We start from the raw sequence: 17,284 nt of genomic DNA on the forward strand, positions 1-17,284 counted from the left end.
GACCAGCGCCGGCGTGCAATCCCAGAAGAGCGAAACCGATCAGATCGCCACCGCGATGCAGGAAATGACGGCGACTACCCACGAGGTGGCGCGCAATGCCGGGGCAGCCGCTCGCTCGGCGCTGGAAGCCAGTCAGCAGGCTCAGCAGGGCGACCAGGCCGTCAGCAAGGCCGTCGCCCAGATCGAGCTGCTGGCTAGCGAGATGGCGTCGACCAAGATCGCCATGACCACCTTGCGCGGCCACGCCGACAGCATTGGCGGCGTGCTCGACGTGATCAAGGCCGTGGCCGAACAGACCAATCTGCTGGCGCTCAATGCCGCCATCGAAGCCGCCCGCGCAGGCGAGGCGGGACGCGGCTTCGCCGTGGTCGCCGACGAGGTCCGCGGTCTGGCCCAGCGTACCCGCTCCTCGACCGACGAGATCGCCCAGCTCATCACCGGTCTGCACCAGAGCACCGACCGCATGGCGACGGTGCTCGACCATAACGTGCAGTTGACCGACAGCAGCGTCGGCCTGTCCCGCGAGGCGGGCGAGATGCTCAAGCGGATCACCCAGTCGGTCAAGGACATCGAGTCGAAGAACGGCCAGATCGCCTGCGCCGCGGAACAGCAGGGTGCGGCGGGCGAAGAGATCAGCCGCAGCGTGACCACTGTCCGCGACATCTCCGAACAGACCGCTGCGGCCAGTGAAGAGACGGCTTCGTCGAGCCTGGAACTGGCACGTATCGGGGTACGGCTGCAGGAGACAACCGCGCGCTTCAAGGTCTGAAAAGACCCTAGCCTCCTCCGCGGTGCGGAGGGGGCAAGCCGTCAGGTTCTCCAACTCAACCGCCGGTCATGTGGGCTGAATCTCTAACCGAGAGGCCGGTCACAAAGTGCCATCATATTGCCACCAAACGTCAGCCTTCGGACCTTGCTATTCACCCTGTCAGCCGGACCCCCTATGAAAACCTCTCCAGAGCTTGGTCGGCTTGTCGATCAGACGCTTGCCGTGCCCGTGGGGCCCTTTTCCTTCGCGCCGGTGCTGGAGCGCTTGTTTCATCAGGACATCCATGAACAGCGTAGCCGCCATCTCACGCGCTGCCTCCTCATCGGGACCCTGAGCTACAACAGCTTCCTGCTCTGGTGGTGGCTGCTGATGGAAGATGCCCTGCCGTGGGCAGCCGGCCAGATGCTGGGAATAGCCACCCCCTTCACACTGCTAGTCATCTGCCTGCTGCGGGTAGTCCCCGTTCGTTGGCGTGAAGCTCTGGCCTTGCTACCGTTCTACGTCGGTCTGCTGGTGGTCTACAACTTGGTGATCAATGGCCCGGCCGGCAAGGAAGTGAACCAGACGCTGTTCATTTTCACCTGGCCGCTGATGCTCACCTTCGTCAACACCTGCATGAAGAGCGCTCTGCCGCCTGCCCTTGCGTTCAACGGCTTCGCGCTAACCGTCATCTGCATCGCCGTTCACGAAGCCCCCGTATCGGCCATCGTGGGCGGCTTGATGATCACCAATGCCGTCGTGATGGCGTTCTTTTCCCTCCTGGCCAGTTACTGGCTCAATGTCGAGGGTCGTCGCACCTATCTGTACAAGTTGCGCGAAGAAGTCCGTCTGGCGTCCTTGAATTCGGCCAACCAGGACCTGCAGATCCTCTCGGAAACGGATTCGCTCACCGGCCTCGCCAATCGCCGTCAGTTGCGTCCGCTGCTAGAAGCCTTCTGGCAATCGCGCCTGGCAGGTGAGCAAGGCGCCGTGCTCCTGATCGACGTGGATCATTTCAAGCGCTACAACGATCACTATGGCCACCTCGCCGGCGACGAATGCCTACGCACCGTGGCTACCACCCTGGCAGTCGGCCTGGGCGCTGGCGACCTGGTTGGCCGTTACGGGGGCGAAGAGTTTGTCGTCATCCTCAGGCACGTCGGTCCGGCTCAGGCACTCGCTGCGGCGGAAACCATCCTGCAACGCATTCGTGACCTGCAGATTCCGCATCAGGGGCGTCAAGACGACAAGACCTATGTCACCGTCAGCATAGGCATCGCGCGTAGCGGCATTGTCGGCTTGAGTACTGCGTACGATCTGCTGGATTGTGCGGATCGAGCCCTCTACCGCGCCAAACGCGATGGCCGTGATCGGGTGTTCGAAGGTGGTGTCGAGGCGGTCCTGGGTGCGCCTCTGGAGCATGCGGCATTGCTCACGCCTGACGATGTCCGCAAGGGACTCGCCAGTAATGAATTCCTGCTGCACTACCAACCCATCTATCGCGTTCAGCCGCAGCAGGTGATCGGCTACGAGGCGCTGCTGCGCTGGAACCACCCCACCCTCGGCATGGTATCGCCGGACATCTTCATTCCGCTGGCCGAACAGGGCAACTTCATCATCGCCTTGGGCGAATGGGTAGTGAAGGAGGCCTGCCTGGCAGCCAGCCAGTGGCCGCCTCACCTGAGCGTTTCCATCAATCTTTCACCGCTGCAGTTCGCCGACCCCATGCTGCACGAACGGGTATCCGCGGCGCTCAGGCTCTCCCGTCTCGCCCCCAGTCGGCTGGTCCTGGAAGTCACCGAAGGCGTGGAACTGGTCATAGATACCAAGACCCGTCAGTCCTTCGCCCTCCTCCAGTTGCTGGGCATCCGCATGGCCCTGGATGATTTCGGCAGTGGCTATGCTGGATTGGGCCCCATCCTGGAGCTGCCCTTTCAGCTGATCAAACTTGATCGCCGGATTCTGGCGATCAAGGATGAAGAACAGCGCGGCCAGGTCCTGACTTCCCTGCTGTTGCTCGGCGAGGCCATGAAACTGGAAGTGCTCTGCGAGGGCGTGGAAACTGCTGATCAGTTGGCGCAGCTGCGACACCTGGGCGTGCGGCTCGCCCAGGGCTATCTGCTGGGCAGACCCGAGGCAGATCCGGATGGCCAGGAGCGGCAGCTTACGGCGTCTCTGGAAGCCTGACGCGCAAGAACCAGCCACTGCCCTCGCCTCGTTCCGAGCGGCGACGACGACGCCCCACCACAGACTGCCTAGGTTTTGTACGAAAAATGCCTACGCTCGGTGACGCTTCGTTGAAACAGGCTTCGGAATGCTCATTTACCGCTCGTAAACTCCGCTTCCTCAGCCTTTTTCGCCTCGCCTGACCTTCGCTCGGCGATTTTTCTTACAGAACCTAGAAGATCGCCATTCCGTCCAGCACCGCCGTGTAGAGCGCGGTTCCGTAGGTCACCACACCGAGAGGCACCCCGACGGCAGCGCCCAGGATCAGTGTGCAAACCAGCAGCGCCAGCAATGGGATTCCGAACACTGGCTGCGCGAGGAAAGAGCCATGACTGCCCTGCTCCACCGTCTTCGCCTGGGGCGTACCGGTCGGGCTGTCGGCTGCGGAACGGGAGCGCTTGGAAGGGTCAGGTTGCTGCCGCCCAGGCCTGGCCTTGCCCTCCATCTCGATAAGATCGGCGATATCGGCGAGCGTGCCGCTGTTGCGGGTGATCTGCTCGTGGGCAGCGCGGAGCGAATCGGGCTTGGCGGTGCGGCCCGCGCCGCGGGGAGGTCTTCGTGAGGCAGTCATACGTACGAGAAAAGGCTGAGAAGGTACTAAGGATGACACAGGTCGATGTTAAGGTTATTAACCTTACCTGTCGGAGTAGCCAATTGCCACTACGTCCTTTTTTGCAGCGGGACTTCGTTGGGTACGCCATTCGCTCAATGCCTGCCGGACAGTCAGGCGCTCCTGGCTCCGTTGCCAATCCTCCGCAGGGTGTGAGGACCTACCATCTTGGCTAAAGGCTGATCAAGGCAGCTTTACGAGAACCCTTAGCGCTTGGACCTGGGAGGCAGCCCCTGGTAACTCGCTCCGCTAGCCTCCTCATCAGCTGCGAGCTCCGCCATGGCCAGGCGCGTGGCTTCAATCAGATCTTCTTCGGAGTAATCCGCGAACTCCTCCTCCGGCAGATCCAGTCGCTGCTCATGCTCATCGAACGGATGCAATTCAAGGCCTTCGGCGCGACCCTCTTCAAGATGCCGAATCAGCGTATCCATAGCGCCTTCCTCATTCGCTCCGGCAAGGCAAATGGTCTTGTTCATGCACGCCTGGGGCAAGGAGTCGTAGGCAAGGGTCTGCTCATAAACAGGTACCGCTTCCCCACTGCCCTCGGCGTTGAGGGTCAGCGAAGCCATATCACGCACCAGTTCAAGGGTGTCCACTTCACCAGTTCGGTAAAGCTTCAACAACCGGGCATCTGCGTACCCTAGCAGGAGGAAACCCTCTGTCACTTCGCTGCTATCTGGGCTCATTGCCGTGCTCCGTGATGGTGTGAAGAAAGTGCACCCTGAGGTGGCGGGTCGGTTAAGTAGAACGCACCCAGATCGTAAGATCTTGCGGTATGCAAGCCTTCTTCTCGACTCATGGCCTGACACGGCAAGGATCGTCACGCCTCTGCCACATCATTCAGTGGGCAAGCGACAGTGTAACCAGGGATCAAACGTACCGATCGCGGCCTTTCAAACACCCTGAAACGCAAAAACCCTCCTTGCGGAGGGTTTCTGGTGAAGATGGTGGGTCGTGTGGGATTCGAACCTACGACCAATTGGTTAAAAGCCAATTGCTTTTGATCCGCCGCTGCCCCTAGACGCAAGGCGTCCTGGTACGAAAACAAGCGGCCTCTAATGAACCCATTAGAGGCTGCGAATTTGAAAACCACATCTGCGATTTCGACCAAGGGCGGTACAGGTAAAACCACCAAGACCGCCAACCTAGGCGCTTTCTGTGCCGATGCAGGGCTACGAACCCTGCTGATTGATCTGGATCCTGTCCAGCCTTCCCTCTCGTCCTACTACGATCTCGTCGAGCCCGCCCCCTGCGGCGTCTTCGAGCTGATCGCCAGCAACGAGACCCGCCTCGATCGCATCGTCTCCAAGACCAACATCCAGAACTTGTCGCTGATCTATTCCAACGACCCGCACAATCACCTGATCAACCTCCTCCTGCAGGCGCCCGATGGCCGGCTTCGCCTGGCTCATCTCAAGGACATCTTTCAGAACGACTTCGACCTGGTGCTGATCGACACGCAGGGCGCCCGTACCGTGCTCCTAGAGATGGTGATGCTCGCTTCGGATCTCGCCGTTTCCCCCCTCCCCCCTGAAATGCTGTCCGCCCGCGAATTTAACCGCGGCACATTGCAGATGCTGGACGGACTCAGACCCTATGCCCGCCTTGGGCTGCCGGTTCCGCCCATCAAGGCTGTAGTGAATGGTCTGGATCTCACCTCGGACGCTCGCCAGCTGGACGCGACGATCCGCGAGACCTTCAGCGGTCATGCTGACATCCAAGTTACAAGCACCATCATGCCCAAAGCGGTCGTCTACCGAGAATCCGCGACCCGTGGCATCCCAGCTCATCGCCTTGAATACCGACAGCCTTCTGACCGGAAGGCCCCAGCGGCCCTGCAGGTCATACGTGACCTCGCCATCGAACTCTTCCCAGAGTGGACTGAGCGCTTCATGGCCTTGAACGAATCGGCCGTGCATGCCCTGGTGAGAGAGGGCAAGTGAGATGGACGCCAACAAGCAGAAGATCCTGGAGCGCGTCGCCAAGTGCTTCGCTCTGGCCAAGGACGCCGGCGCCGCGCCGAACGAAGCTGAGATCGCGCTGCGTCAAGCACGCAAGCTCATGCAGCAGCACAACCTCATGGATGCTGACGTCCAGGCAGTGCTGGCCAGCGAAGCAGTCGTTGCCACCGGCACACGCAAAGCGCCCGCCCATTGGCTTCACCAGCTCGCATTGGCGTGCGCCCAGGCATTCGATTGCGATCCCCTGGCCTTTCGCGATCAGCGCCTGGGGTGGGCCTTCAAGTTCGTCGGCATCGGTATCGGGCCTGAGATGGCCAGCTACGCCTATTCCGCACTCCACCAGCAACTCCTGGCCGCTCGCAAGGTGTTCGTCCGCAGTCAAACTCGCTGCAAGCTGGCCACCAAACGCCGCCGTGGCCAGGTCTTCGCCGAAGGCTGGATCGAAGCAGTTAGCGTCAAGGTCCACCAGTTCGCCAAGGGCAAACCAGACGAGACCCAGCGCGTCATCGATGCCTACCTGGCCGTTCACCATCCTGACCTGACCACCGTAGAGCTCGAGCACCTTGAGGCCAAAGGCCACGACGTGCGCGCGCGCTACCAAGGCTTTCAGCTTGGAGCTCACGCACAGCTTCACCGTTGCGTAGGCGAGCGGCATGACCGAGTTACACCGGGAGGTCAGCCATGAGCGTCATTCAGCTCCTGGAAGCCCCCGCCAACGATCACTCCACCTATGTCTCAGACGCAGAACGCGTAGCAGCCGGCTTGGTCCCGCCTCACTCCCAAGAGGCCGAACAGTCCGTCCTAGGCGGACTGATGCTCGACAACAGCACCTGGGACCTTATCGCTGACGTGCTACTGGAGGAAGACTTCTTCTTCCGCCACCACCAGCTCATCTTTCGGCGAATCGCCACGCTCGCCTCGCAGTCGCGGCCCTTCGATGTCGTGACCCTCGCGGAGGTGATGCCCGACGTCGATGAGGTGGGCGGCCTGGCCTATCTGGGGACCTTGGCCAAGGACACCCCCTCGGTGGCCAACATCGTCGCGTACGCGGAGATCGTCGCCCAGCGAGCGCACCTGCGCCGCCTGATCCTGCTGGGCTTTGCCAGCAGCCGCGAGGCGTCAGCTCCGGGTGCCAATGCCGCCGAAGTGCAGGAGCAGACCGAGCAACGACTGTTCGCGCTCGGGCAAGATCGTAAGGGCGCCGAGTTCTGCAACGTCACGGCAACGTTGAGCAAGCTGATAGACACCATCGACGAGCGCTTCAACAACCCGATGCCGGTGACGGGTGTTCCCTCGGGCCTAAACGACCTGGACACCCTCACTTCGGGATGGCAGGACACCGACCTAATCATCGTCGGTGCCCGCCCAGCCATGGGCAAAACCGCCTTCTTGCTCAACTGCATTACCAGTGCGCTCCAGCATGCGCAGAACAAATCGGTACAGGTCTACAGCCTGGAGATGCCGGCGGAGCAGCTGATGCTCAGGCTAGTGGCGATCATAGGTCGTATCGATGCCACGAAGCTCAAGAGCGGGCAACTCGAGGATGAGGACTGGCCGAAGTTGACCATGGCCGTCAACACCATCAACAGCTTTGGCGATCGCCTAGTCATCGACGACCAGGCCGGTCTGTCCCCCACGATGCTACGGGCCCGTGCTCGTCGGGCGGCGCGACGTTTCGGCCCGCCTGCCCTGATCCTGGTCGACTACCTGCAGATGATGCGATGCGAAGGTCAGGAGAACCGCGCCAACGAGATCGCCGAGATCTCCCGCTCGCTCAAGGCACTCGCCAAAGAGATGAAGTGCCCGGTCATCGCGCTCTCCCAGCTCAACCGGGGACTGGAGTCTCGACCGAACAAGCGGCCTGGCCTTGCCGATCTGCGTGAGTCCGGCGCCATCGAGCAGGACGCGGACGTGATCATGTTCCTGTACCGCGACGAGTACTACGACCCGGAAACCGAGTTCAAGGGCATTGCTGAGCTGATCGTTGGCAAACACCGCAACGGCGAAGTCGGCACGGTCCGCGCCGCCTTCATCGCCAAGCAGACGCGCTTCGAGAACCTGAGCGCGCAGGCCTGGCAGGAGATGAGCGCATGATCCCGCTGATCGATTTCACCACCGAGTCGCTGATCCCGCTGCTGCAAAAGCTCGCCATTGAGGGTTTGGAAAAATCACCCTGCCCCTCTGCGTGGTGGATGGAAGACAGCTTGTGGATCGAGGACGCCTGGCTTGCCGCGGGCCTGAACATCGAGCTGAATCACCTACCTCAGCAGTTGAAACCCAACGACTGGGCAAACCTGCTGGTCACGCAGGGGCTGGTATCGCGGCCGCAACGCTATGTACTCCACTACGACTCGAAGTTCGGAGGTCGCGCGCGCTGGCGTCATCTCGTGCGGGTCACCCAGGACGTGCTTTCCATCAACGTCATCGAGGCGGCCTACCCATGGCATCTCTACGAGATTCAGGACCATCCATTCATGGAATGGGGAATCCCCGGGGATACGCATGCCACACGTCCTCTGACGAGCCTCTGGCGTTTAGGTCTGCTGCTTCCCGATCCCGCCACGCTTGATTCGTATCGTCGGCCGTCTTCAGTCCTGCCAGTTCCTCATGCAGTGATAGCCACTTATCACGCGGCGATAGTTGCCGGATCTGATCGGGCAGCCAGGAGTGACGACGAATGAGCGCGTACTCGATGGCTTCCAGACCTGCCAACGTCCAACCTTGGGCTAGAGCTAACGCATCACCCAATGCGCAAAGGCAGAAGGTCTGCTCGTACCACTCACGCGCGGCGATGTGCTCATCCTGGCCAAAGCGTGCCTCGGCCTCTGCCCATATCGCTTCGGCCAATTCGCTGTACGTCTGTACCTCTTTAAGTTTCATGCCGGACCTCCTGTGGTCTGGGTGGGTTTGGGTCGCACCGCCGACCTTACCACCGGATGCGTCCGGCACCCTTTCGCGCTCGGTGGCCACCGCCACCAGGCCGGTGCTTCTTCCCTGCCCTCCCCTCCTATCTGTCGCCGGCGGGAGCCGGCAAGGAGCTGCTCGATGAGCCCGCAAGCCATGTTGTCTGGGGTTACCCACCAGTGCCGCAATTGCGGCCATCACCTCTGCCGCCGCCCCCTTACCGCTGATGAGTTCATAGCCTGCAGCGTCTGCCATTCGCTCGACGTGGAGCCCCTGCAGCTCGTCGAGCAGCCCGCACCTGGTCCCTTCCACGACACCACCGTTGTCTTCCGCGTCGCCGGCTCCCGGAATGACGCGGCAGGACTGATCAAAACCCTGGACCTGCTGTTCAAGGACGATGGTCTGGCCGAGATCGTTGCCATTGAGTCGGGCAACCAGCTCCAGCAACGGGCGGGAGGCCAATGACATGCTCCCCTATCACACCCCTGAGCAGGATCTCCCCTCTCATAACGGTCGCGAACGTGACCGGCAAAGGCTGAGTGCAGCGCTGAACGAATTCCTAGCCCAGGGTGGCCAAGTCGTCGAAGTGAAGCCGACCGAGCGCGCCGCCAGCGGCCCGAGCTTTGTCATCAGCGCACAGCGCGAGGAGCTGCGTCTGCTGGCCGAGTCGAAGCCGGCAACCGAAGTTTCTGATGAGGACCTGGTGCGGCTCCTTCGAGCCCGCGCCTTGCTCGGGGACACCCTGCGCACCGCATCCAAGCGCCTGCAGCAGCCCCTAGAGCGCTGCCATGCCCTTGCCCGGGCGCATCGCTTGCCTTTCAAAGTGGGGTACGTCAAGGGAGGTAGTCGAGCATGAAAGCAATCGACATTTCCTCTCCCGTTATCCGCTATCACGGCGGCAAATTCAGACTGGCGACCTGGATCATCAAGCACTTTCCAGCCCATACCTGCTATGTGGAGCCGTTCGGCGGAGCCGCGGGTGTCCTCATGCGAAAGCCTCGGAGCTACGCGGAGGTCTACAACGACATTGATGGACAGGTAGTTAACCTGTTCCGGGTGATCAGGAACGACAGCCAGCTGGAAGCTCTTATCAGCAGACTCTCGTTTACGCCCTACGCCCGTGCTGAGTTTGAGTTGGCGTGGGAGCCCTGCGATGACCCTATTGAGATGGCCGCGCGCTTAATCGTACGGGCGCAGATGGGCTTTTCTAGTGCGGGAGCCACCTGTGGCCTAACAGGTTTTCGCACTGACACACGTCGCAGCTACGGCACTGCGCAACACCTTTGGACGCGCTTCCCCAATAGCCTTAGAGCGGTTGGAGAAAGGCTCGCAGGTGTTCTGGTCGAGAATCGTCCTGGGCTGGACGTGATGGCCGCTCACGATATGCCTACCACGCTGCACTACGTCGACCCGCCTTATCTCCATCAGACGCGCGTCCGAGGCCAACAGCCTGATCGCTACTACGCCCATGAAATGAGCGATGAGCAGCACATGGAGCTGCTCTGTGGCCTCAAAAGCCTGAAAGGCATGGTCGTGCTATCCGGCTATCGGAGCGAGCTCTACCAAAGCAGCTTGGCTGATTGGACGCTGATTTTAACGAAAGCTCTGGCCTCCGGCCAAAGCGGTAATGGGGAGCGTGAAGAGTGTCTCTGGCTGAACCCCGCCTGTAGCCACAACCTCACGCAACTACGCCTTCCGCTGGAATGGGGGGTGCCTGCATGACGACCCCCGCCCATGCGCTACGTGGTGCCAACAAGAACCTGCAGGACCTGGTCGCGTTCGCCCTGGACGAGGGCTGGATCGTCGCCCGTACCAAGGGCGGCCACGTCAAGTTCTTGAAGGTTGGCTACTGCCCCATTTTCACGTCTTTCACGCCCAGCGATCGCCGCGCCGGCCTCAATGCCCGCGCCCAGCTGCGCCGTGCCCAGCCTATGAACGAATTGGACCAGACCCTATGACTACCGCAACCAAGCGCAAGCCATCCGTACGGAAATCTGCAACAGAGGATGAGAAGTTCGTCGTCCGCTTTCCCAAAGGACTGCGTCCTCAAATCGCTGAGGCGGCCAAGCAGGCCCATCGCTCGATGAACGCCGAGATCATCAGCCACATGGGCCGCACGCTCGAGCTCGAGGATGAGGTCTTTCGTCTGCAGCGCGTGATCGACCAACTGCTGGCCGCCAATGATGAGCCCAGCCGGCCGGCAGCTCGTGCTGCTCAGGAGATCCACGCATGAGCAAGCCCAGCAACGAAGCGGTCACTCAACGTCTGTTGGCCGGTGGCTTCCCTGGATCGAGCGCTCCTGTGGCACGCCTGGCGGATCCGATCAAGGAAACGCCCATGGTCCTCACGCTGGATGAGTTGGCCCCTTACAACCGCAACCCCCGAACCACCCGAAACCCGCTGCACGATGAGATCAAAGCATCCATCCAGGCCCGGGGGTTGGACACGCCTCCGCCAGTCACCAGACGGCCTGGTGAAGAGCACTTCATCATTCGTACCGGCGGCAACACCCGCCTGGCCATCCTCAATGAGCTGTGGAAGGAAACGCGGGACGAGCGCTACTTTCGGATCAATTGCCTATTCCGCCCGTGGTCTGACCGCGGCGAGATCGTCTCGCTGACCGGCCACCTCGCAGAGAATGATCTGCGGGGCAACCTCATGTTCGTCGAGCGTGCGGTCAGTATCGATGCTGCCCGTGAGCTCTATGCCCAGGAAGCCGGCCGAGAGATCTCTCAGCGGGAGCTTGTAAGGAAGCTGGCTGAGGATGGCTATCGCATATCCCAGTCCCATATCAGCAGGATGCAGGAGACCTTGCGCACTTTGGTACCCGCTATTCCAGCATTGCTTTACTCAGGCTTGGGCAAGCCTCAGATCGAAAAGCTACTAAACCTGCGCAGCGCAGCGCTCAAGGCCTGGGTAGGCTTTAACGCTCAGGAGACAGACTTCGAGTTGCTGTACCAGGAAGTACTCAACGGCTTCGATGGTCACACCGACAACTTCGTCTTCGAGACTATCCAAGACGAGCTAATCGGCCAGATCCGTAGAGCGCTGAATGTCAGCTACGAAGAAGTCCTCAAGGCGATCCTCGATCATCAGGACAGTAGCCGCCGCTCGCAGCTCGTCGGGGTGCAGGTACCCGATGGCCAGATTCCTCAGGTTCCTGCTACCGGTGCTCTACCTCCCGCGCCTGGCAACAGCCTTACGCTGGAAAAGTCTTCTGGAACGCCCAGCAAGCAGAAGCAGGGAGATGTCTCCCCTTCCACACCACCGCCACTACCGGAGCGTACCGGTGGCTCCGGCGCAGTCGACACCACTCCGCCGCAGCACACCCCGCCGGATCCTGAGCAGCTCTCTGAAGAAGAGCGCGCCGCTCGCCTGAACGGCCACATCGTCACGCCCGATGGCATTGGTCAGAAGGTAAGGGACGTTCAGCGCCGCATCGCAGCCGAGCACGGCGAGACCCTGCCTGACTTCAACAGTGATGCCCTGCGTGCGATCCCGGTCCAAGCCGGCGGCCTGCATGCCATCTCGGATGTCTGGTACATCGAGCGTAACACCGACACTCCTGAGGAGTTGCGCAAGGTCCTGCGAACGCTGGTCTTCGAAATTGCCCAGCTGTGCGACGTTCCTGGTGAGCTGCTCAAGCCCACCGATTTCGCACTCGGCTTCACGCTTTCTACCCCTCAGTCAGAGCTGACCGCACGCGGAACAACGTCTTGGCAATTCCTGCAGTCGTTGACCGGCATGTACAGCTACGTGGTGTCGCGTGATCCAGACACTGCCGAGGAGCTCAAGGCAAGCATCGCGGAAGAGAACGCGACCTTTGCCATGAACCTGGGCCAATTGCTCCTTGGCGATCCCCTTTTCGATAGCAAGCCAGCCAGCACCGAAGGCCGCATGACCGATGCCGCCGTCGTGAAGTTGTTCCGGGTGATCCGTCTCGCCCGCCGGCTGATCGAACTCGAGGCCGGGCAGTAGCCCGGTCACCTTCTGGACCTGCATTAGGAAGTCGCATATGTCCACGAAGTACAACCCCATGAACCAGGCGCTGATGGATTTGATCCTCCATCACTTGCGCAACGGCCAGGTCCAGCGCTGCCTGGACATTGGCCTGGACGTTGAAGTCTTGAACCTGCTGCGTCAGCCCCAGGCGCACAGCATCCTGAAAAATGCCCCAGCGCGCTGGTGCAAGATCCAGATCGATCTCGACATGGTCAAGAAGCTCTTGGAGAACTGCGAACGCGATGAGCGCGAGACCCGCCTCGTGCATCGCGCCATCCAGCTGGGTGCCACCAACGGCATGATCCGCGAGTTCTTCGGCATGGCCCCCAGCGAGATCAGCGTGGTGCGCCAGCTTCTGAACGTTCCCGGTCGCTCCGGCCGGGTGGCAGGGCTCAACGATACCGATCAGGTCTGGTATCGCTTTCTGGACCTGATGAGCGCTCATGAGGTGGATCACAAGGACGCAATCGCTCTGCTCGACATCTGCATGATGATCACCGAAGAGCTCAACGGCCCCTTCGAGTCCATCAAGGACAAGCACGATCAGATCACCCTCGGCCTCATCTGGAATCTTGTACAGACCTGGCTCAACGAAGGCCTATACCCGCCCAAGATTGCCCGGGCACCGCTCTTGCTGATTTCAGATGCTCGGAAGCGGCGTGATCGGCAGCTTGGTGATGAGCAAGCCGCTGGCGATGCCCTGCCCCAGGTACAAGAAGAGGATCAGTCCGCTGCCCTGGGGCAGATGAGCTTGATCGAGCTGGATTCGGCAGAAGGCGACAATAGGTGAAAACCACTGCTCCACGCGGCTCCCATCTACTCGGTCGCGCCCTAGACGTTGCAGCGTCACACCTGAACGTCCATGTCCAAGCACAGCGCGACTACAAGCAGAAAACCGGCGAAGACCTACCCAAGGAATTCGCCGGCATCGTTTTCAGCGGTAACCCTCACGAGACCGTTCCTCGCCGACTGCTGCTCGATGATCGCCTCTCGCCCCTTGAGCGCAATGCCTGGCAGGTGTTTCGCCTGCTCATGAATGGTGATGGGGTCACTGCATTCCCAACCTACGATCAGCTGCGTCCCCACCTAGGCAATAACCCAGGCCGTCCTGCTTCGCGTGAGACCGTGGCCAAGGCTCTGACCGTACTGCGCCTGACTCGCTGGCTGAGCCTCGGCCGCCGTGTTCGCGACGCGATTACCGGCCAGGTCCAAGGCAACATCTACATCCTGCACGACGAGCCGGTGGCCTACTCCGAGGCCATACAACTCGATCACGACTTCCTGCCACTCGTGGCTAACGGCCTGGAGCACACCAACACCTCAGTCCGCGAGATCGCCGGCCTGACCTTTGACGAGATGCTGGTCAGCGAGACCCAGGACCTGCCCACCCGCGTGGAAGTGTTCAGAGAGCGCTTCCGCGCCCAGGGGCTTGAAGATCCGGCGCGTACGGCGGCGGCGCCCGCTGAGTTCGGATTCCGAACTCCGGTCTTGGCAGCTATGAATCACCTGAGTTCGGATTCCGAACTCAGTCAAAAAAGCCCTGTTGATCAGGTCCTGAGCCTCAGTTCGGATTCCGAAATCAGTGCAAATCAGGGGGTTTCGCCCTTAGTTCGGAATCCGAACTCATCTAGTACGTATACGAATACAAATACTGATGTATCTAAAAGCTCTGTACTGCGCGAGCAGGCAGACGCGGACCTTGTGTGGCCGAGCGCCTATCAACGGATGACGTTGGAGCAGCAGCAGCGGGCCCAGCTCGCGATCCTGGCCGTTTCCGCTGACATTCGAGCTGCCCTGGTCAAGCAATGGGGCGTTCGCTGCGCCTCGGGCGGGGTAGCGAAGCCTCTGGCCTACCTGATGAAACTCATCCAGAAGGCCCAGACCGGTGACTTCAACGCCGATTGGCACCCAGCCGCAGTTAAAACCGCCGCTCCAGCCACGCCAACCCAACCTCCTTCGTTGCCGGCAGTTCCGCGGTTTGAGCCAGCGCCGATTCAACCCAGAGCCGTAGGTGACGCTCAGACCGGCCGTGATGCATTGAAAGACATCCGGAAGCTCATGGGTCAGGGGGGCAATCAATGATCTCCCTCTTACAAACAACGTCTACTCAAGATGATGCCAGTGGCATCACATGGATCCAGGACGCTCGGGGTGATGCCACTGGCATCACGTGGGCCCTGGACGATCGGAGTGATGCCACTGGCATCACTTGCACACTGGAAGGCCAGAGTGATGCCACTGGCATCACTTGCACACTGGAAGGCCAGAGTGATGCCACTGGCATCACTTGCGCACTGGATGGCCGGGCTGATGCCACTGGCATCACTTGCGCCCTGGATGGCCGGGCTGATGCCACTGGCATCACTTGCGCCCTGGATGGCCGGAGTGATGCCACTGGCATCACTCGCACACTGGATGGCCGGGCTGATGCCACTGGCATCACTTGCGTCCTGGATGCTCTTGGTGATGCCAGTGGCATCAACCTCGCTATTGCCGCCGGCACACAACCTCCTCGCACCCAAATACGGTTTTCCGCTGCCCTCCAGCGCCAGTCTCGGCACCCTGCCCGAGCGTCATCTCACAACCCAAGGAATCCTTCTCATGGCTGATACCTTCCAGCTCAACCTGGGCTCGCTCAGATCGAGCGTCAATCTCACCCTGCATACCCATCACGCTTCCCGCCTCTGGTTCGGTCGGCAGCGCTCCGACAACAAGCCCGGCATGATCGGCTTGTCCGGCTTCTCCAACATCATCAACCGCATCTCCGCCGGCGCCGCCAAGGACGATCCCTACTCCGATCTTTTCCTCATCATCATCGAGGACAAGATTGAGGAGTCGGAGCAGCAGCTGACCGCTATAGATGAGCGACTGGACCAGGTCATGGCCATGCTGCCCAAGCAGCTGGACGTGGGGACCAACCTGTCGATCCAGCCCCTCAAGTTGCCGCTGTACCTGAACTCGCCGCTGGCGTTCAAGGGCGTGTACCTGCTCACCCGCTATGACGAGCTGGTGCGCCGGATCCTCCTGGCCGCGCACATCGGCCTGATCGACAACGGCTCCAAGGAAGGCTGGCTGGACGAAGGCGCCGCCGTGCTGCGCCGCCTGTACGGCGTGGGCCAGCGCTACAAGGGCTACAGCGGTGCGTCGCGCGACGACATCGCTGCCAACAACGCCCGAGCGACCAATGCCAAGGAGATGTACGGCTTCCTGGAAATGCCCCAGGACGTGCTTGAGGGCACCCGTCGTAGCAAGTTCGCCCCGGCCATCCAACGTCCAGGCGATGCTCCGGCCAGCTCCAGCAGCGGCGATGACGGCTTCGATGGCGACTCCGCCGACGAGGATGAGCATTTGGGCGGTATGACCAGCTCCCACGCCGCTACCGAGATGAGTGAGGCCTGATTGCCATGGCACTGCAACAGTCCACTCAGGGTGCGAGAACAGCAGGCCTGCAACAGGCTGCCTTCCAGCCCCTACAACAGGAAGTCTTCGCGAACCTGCAACACGCTCCCTTCTACAAAGGGCTTTTAAAACCCTTTAAAGGTAAGGGGGAGCTGGACCAGTTGGCCGAGCAGTGCCGTTCCCTTGAGGCCAATCTGAACACCCTGGCCCAGGAGCGGATCCTCGCTCAGGCCCAGCGCTTCCCCTTCACGCTCTTGCCGATCCGGATGACCCACCAGCACACCTCGGCTGGCCCAGTCTTTCTGCGCTGGCAGCAGAGTGGGACACGGAAGATGGGCGTGGGGCTCTGGGCGGACCTGTGCCGCCACGACCTGGTCACCGAAACACTGCTCCAGGACCTGCACGCCATGGAGCTGCAGCGCATTGCTTTGAATATGCAAATCAGCCTGGTCCATGCCATCGAGCGGCAGGCCAATGAGTGCGCCGAGAAGATGGCCCAGGCCACGGCCGTTTACACCGAACGGCTGCAACAGATCATCCAATCCCGCGGCGAAGACGCCGCATCCCAACAGGAGGCCTGACATGGGCACAGCAGTAGTATGGGAAGGCAACATTGGCTCCGCACCCGAGTACAAGCGGTTCCAGAAGGACAATCAGGATCCGCGGCACCTGCTCCGGCTGAACGTCTATTTCGATAACAGCATCCGCCTGCAGGACGGCTCCTACGAGGATCGCGGCGGCTTCTGGGCCAACGTCGAGCTCTGGCACCGCGACGCGGAAAGCTATAGCCGGCTGTACCAGAAAGGAATGCGCGTGTTGATCGACGGCCGGGCGGTCTTGGATACCTGGAAGGATGGCAACGGCGTAGAGCAAGCGGCAATGAAGGTCCAGGCCAACCGGATTGCGTTCCTGCCGCAGCGGATCGAATCCATCACCTTGGGCCAGGGCACAGGGCAGAGTCAGGCGCGACCGGTCACGAACGCCTCGGCACCTGCTCGCGCGCCGGCCTCGACCGGTGACGACTTCGACGACGAAATCCCCTATTAGGGCCCCCTCGAAAAATTCGGCGCCCTCAGCGTGAAGCTGCCGGAAGACAGGGCTCACTCAGCGTGGGCCTGTCGCCCGGGACGGGCAGCGGCAGAAAAGTCGCGCCACTACGTGAAGCTGCCGGGAGATCTACCGCACCCCTCGTGTCTCCCAGCCACCAGCTCACCCTCATGGTAGTCAGGACTGCAACACGGCGTGGGACTCCCGTGCTATCAACCGCGACCGCCGTCGTTCAGTGAAAAACGCGAAGCCATGGTAATCCGCGCGTGGGACGAACGCGTTAGAACGTCGGCTCCGTGCTACCAGTCAGTCGCTGACAGATGTGTATGTAGCCTTGCTTGTCAGACCTTTGATCCGTGGTTCAACACTGCACGTCGCTTGAAATTG

At 61.1% G+C, this 17,284-nt stretch carries 19 protein-coding genes; 17 read left to right on the plus strand and 2 right to left on the minus strand.

The window, feature by feature from the left end; all coding sequences use genetic code 11:
- Positions 1-64 precede the first annotated feature (64 nt).
- Both V6W80_RS24100 and V6W80_RS14875 read left to right on the plus strand, forming a co-directional pair.
- Positions 65-769, plus strand: coding sequence for a methyl-accepting chemotaxis protein (locus V6W80_RS24100; protein ID WP_430707812.1), 705 nt, complete (start codon positions 65-67; stop codon positions 767-769).
- A gap of 174 nt (positions 770-943) precedes the next feature.
- Positions 944-2,935, plus strand: coding sequence for a putative bifunctional diguanylate cyclase/phosphodiesterase (locus tag V6W80_RS14875; protein ID WP_338544665.1), 1,992 nt, complete (start codon positions 944-946; stop codon positions 2,933-2,935).
- A 211-nt stretch (positions 2,936-3,146) separates the two neighbouring features.
- Here the strand turns inward: V6W80_RS14875 and V6W80_RS14880 are convergent, their stop codons facing one another.
- Positions 3,147-3,545: a hypothetical protein gene (locus tag V6W80_RS14880; RefSeq protein WP_160923489.1), complete on the minus strand. Its 399-nt coding sequence runs from the start codon at positions 3,543-3,545 to the stop codon at positions 3,147-3,149.
- Between the two features lie 245 nt (positions 3,546-3,790).
- The gene (locus tag V6W80_RS14885) at positions 3,791-4,270 is read right to left on the minus strand and encodes a hypothetical protein (protein ID WP_338544666.1); all 480 of its coding nucleotides are present in this window, start codon (positions 4,268-4,270) and stop codon (positions 3,791-3,793) included.
- Positions 4,271-4,642: 372 nt separating this feature from the next.
- Between V6W80_RS14885 and V6W80_RS14890 the strand changes: the two genes are divergently transcribed.
- The 15 genes from V6W80_RS14890 (at position 4,643) to V6W80_RS14960 (ending at position 16,897) form a co-directional block, all read left to right on the plus strand.
- On the plus strand, positions 4,643-5,527 hold the full coding sequence (locus V6W80_RS14890; protein ID WP_430707721.1) for a ParA family protein: 885 nt from the start codon (positions 4,643-4,645) through the stop codon (positions 5,525-5,527).
- Between the two features lies 1 nt (position 5,528).
- On the plus strand, positions 5,529-6,230 hold the full coding sequence (locus V6W80_RS14895) for a DUF2786 domain-containing protein (RefSeq protein ID WP_338544667.1): 702 nt from the start codon (positions 5,529-5,531) through the stop codon (positions 6,228-6,230).
- Positions 6,227-7,639: a replicative DNA helicase gene (gene dnaB, locus V6W80_RS14900; protein WP_338544668.1), complete on the plus strand. Its 1,413-nt coding sequence runs from the start codon at positions 6,227-6,229 to the stop codon at positions 7,637-7,639. The genes V6W80_RS14895 and dnaB overlap by 4 nt, the downstream gene beginning before the upstream one ends.
- The gene (locus tag V6W80_RS14905; RefSeq protein WP_338544669.1) at positions 7,636-8,226 is read left to right on the plus strand and encodes a hypothetical protein; all 591 of its coding nucleotides are present in this window, start codon (positions 7,636-7,638) and stop codon (positions 8,224-8,226) included. Before dnaB ends, V6W80_RS14905 begins: the two co-directional genes overlap by 4 nt.
- 364 nt (positions 8,227-8,590) lie before the next feature.
- Positions 8,591-8,914: a hypothetical protein gene (locus tag V6W80_RS14910; protein WP_338544670.1), complete on the plus strand. Its 324-nt coding sequence runs from the start codon at positions 8,591-8,593 to the stop codon at positions 8,912-8,914.
- Position 8,915: 1 nt separating this feature from the next.
- The gene (locus tag V6W80_RS14915; protein ID WP_338544671.1) at positions 8,916-9,305 is read left to right on the plus strand and encodes a hypothetical protein; all 390 of its coding nucleotides are present in this window, start codon (positions 8,916-8,918) and stop codon (positions 9,303-9,305) included.
- Positions 9,302-10,171, plus strand: a complete 870-nt coding sequence (locus V6W80_RS14920; protein ID WP_338544672.1) for a DNA adenine methylase — start codon at positions 9,302-9,304, stop codon at positions 10,169-10,171. The genes V6W80_RS14915 and V6W80_RS14920 overlap by 4 nt, the downstream gene beginning before the upstream one ends.
- Positions 10,168-10,407, plus strand: coding sequence for a hypothetical protein (locus V6W80_RS14925; RefSeq protein WP_007160909.1), 240 nt, complete (start codon positions 10,168-10,170; stop codon positions 10,405-10,407). The genes V6W80_RS14920 and V6W80_RS14925 overlap by 4 nt, the downstream gene beginning before the upstream one ends.
- Positions 10,404-10,682: an Arc family DNA-binding protein gene (locus V6W80_RS14930; RefSeq protein ID WP_338544673.1), complete on the plus strand. Its 279-nt coding sequence runs from the start codon at positions 10,404-10,406 to the stop codon at positions 10,680-10,682. Before V6W80_RS14925 ends, V6W80_RS14930 begins: the two co-directional genes overlap by 4 nt.
- Positions 10,679-12,427, plus strand: coding sequence for a ParB family protein (locus V6W80_RS14935; RefSeq protein WP_338544674.1), 1,749 nt, complete (start codon positions 10,679-10,681; stop codon positions 12,425-12,427). The genes V6W80_RS14930 and V6W80_RS14935 overlap by 4 nt, the downstream gene beginning before the upstream one ends.
- 37 nt (positions 12,428-12,464) lie before the next feature.
- Positions 12,465-13,241, plus strand: a complete 777-nt coding sequence (locus V6W80_RS14940) for an STY4526/YPO1902 family pathogenicity island replication protein (protein ID WP_093256025.1) — start codon at positions 12,465-12,467, stop codon at positions 13,239-13,241.
- Positions 13,238-14,533 carry an STY4528 family pathogenicity island replication protein gene (locus V6W80_RS14945; protein WP_338544675.1) on the plus strand — a complete coding sequence of 432 codons (1,296 nt, stop codon included), beginning with the start codon at positions 13,238-13,240 and terminating at the stop codon, positions 14,531-14,533. Before V6W80_RS14940 ends, V6W80_RS14945 begins: the two co-directional genes overlap by 4 nt.
- A gap of 519 nt (positions 14,534-15,052) precedes the next feature.
- Positions 15,053-15,850 (plus strand): PFL_4669 family integrating conjugative element protein, encoded by a 798-nt coding sequence (locus V6W80_RS14950; protein ID WP_338544676.1) that lies wholly within the window; start codon positions 15,053-15,055, stop codon positions 15,848-15,850.
- A gap of 5 nt (positions 15,851-15,855) precedes the next feature.
- Positions 15,856-16,431: a DUF3158 family protein gene (locus V6W80_RS14955; protein ID WP_338544677.1), complete on the plus strand. Its 576-nt coding sequence runs from the start codon at positions 15,856-15,858 to the stop codon at positions 16,429-16,431.
- Between the two features lies 1 nt (position 16,432).
- Positions 16,433-16,897, plus strand: a complete 465-nt coding sequence (locus tag V6W80_RS14960; protein WP_338544678.1) for a single-stranded DNA-binding protein — start codon at positions 16,433-16,435, stop codon at positions 16,895-16,897.
- Positions 16,898-17,284: the final 387 nt, after the last annotated feature.

Origin of the sequence: Pseudomonas benzopyrenica (assembly GCF_036884265.1) — a bacterium.
Classification (GTDB): Bacteria; Pseudomonadota; Gammaproteobacteria; order Pseudomonadales; family Pseudomonadaceae; genus Chryseomonas; species Chryseomonas benzopyrenica.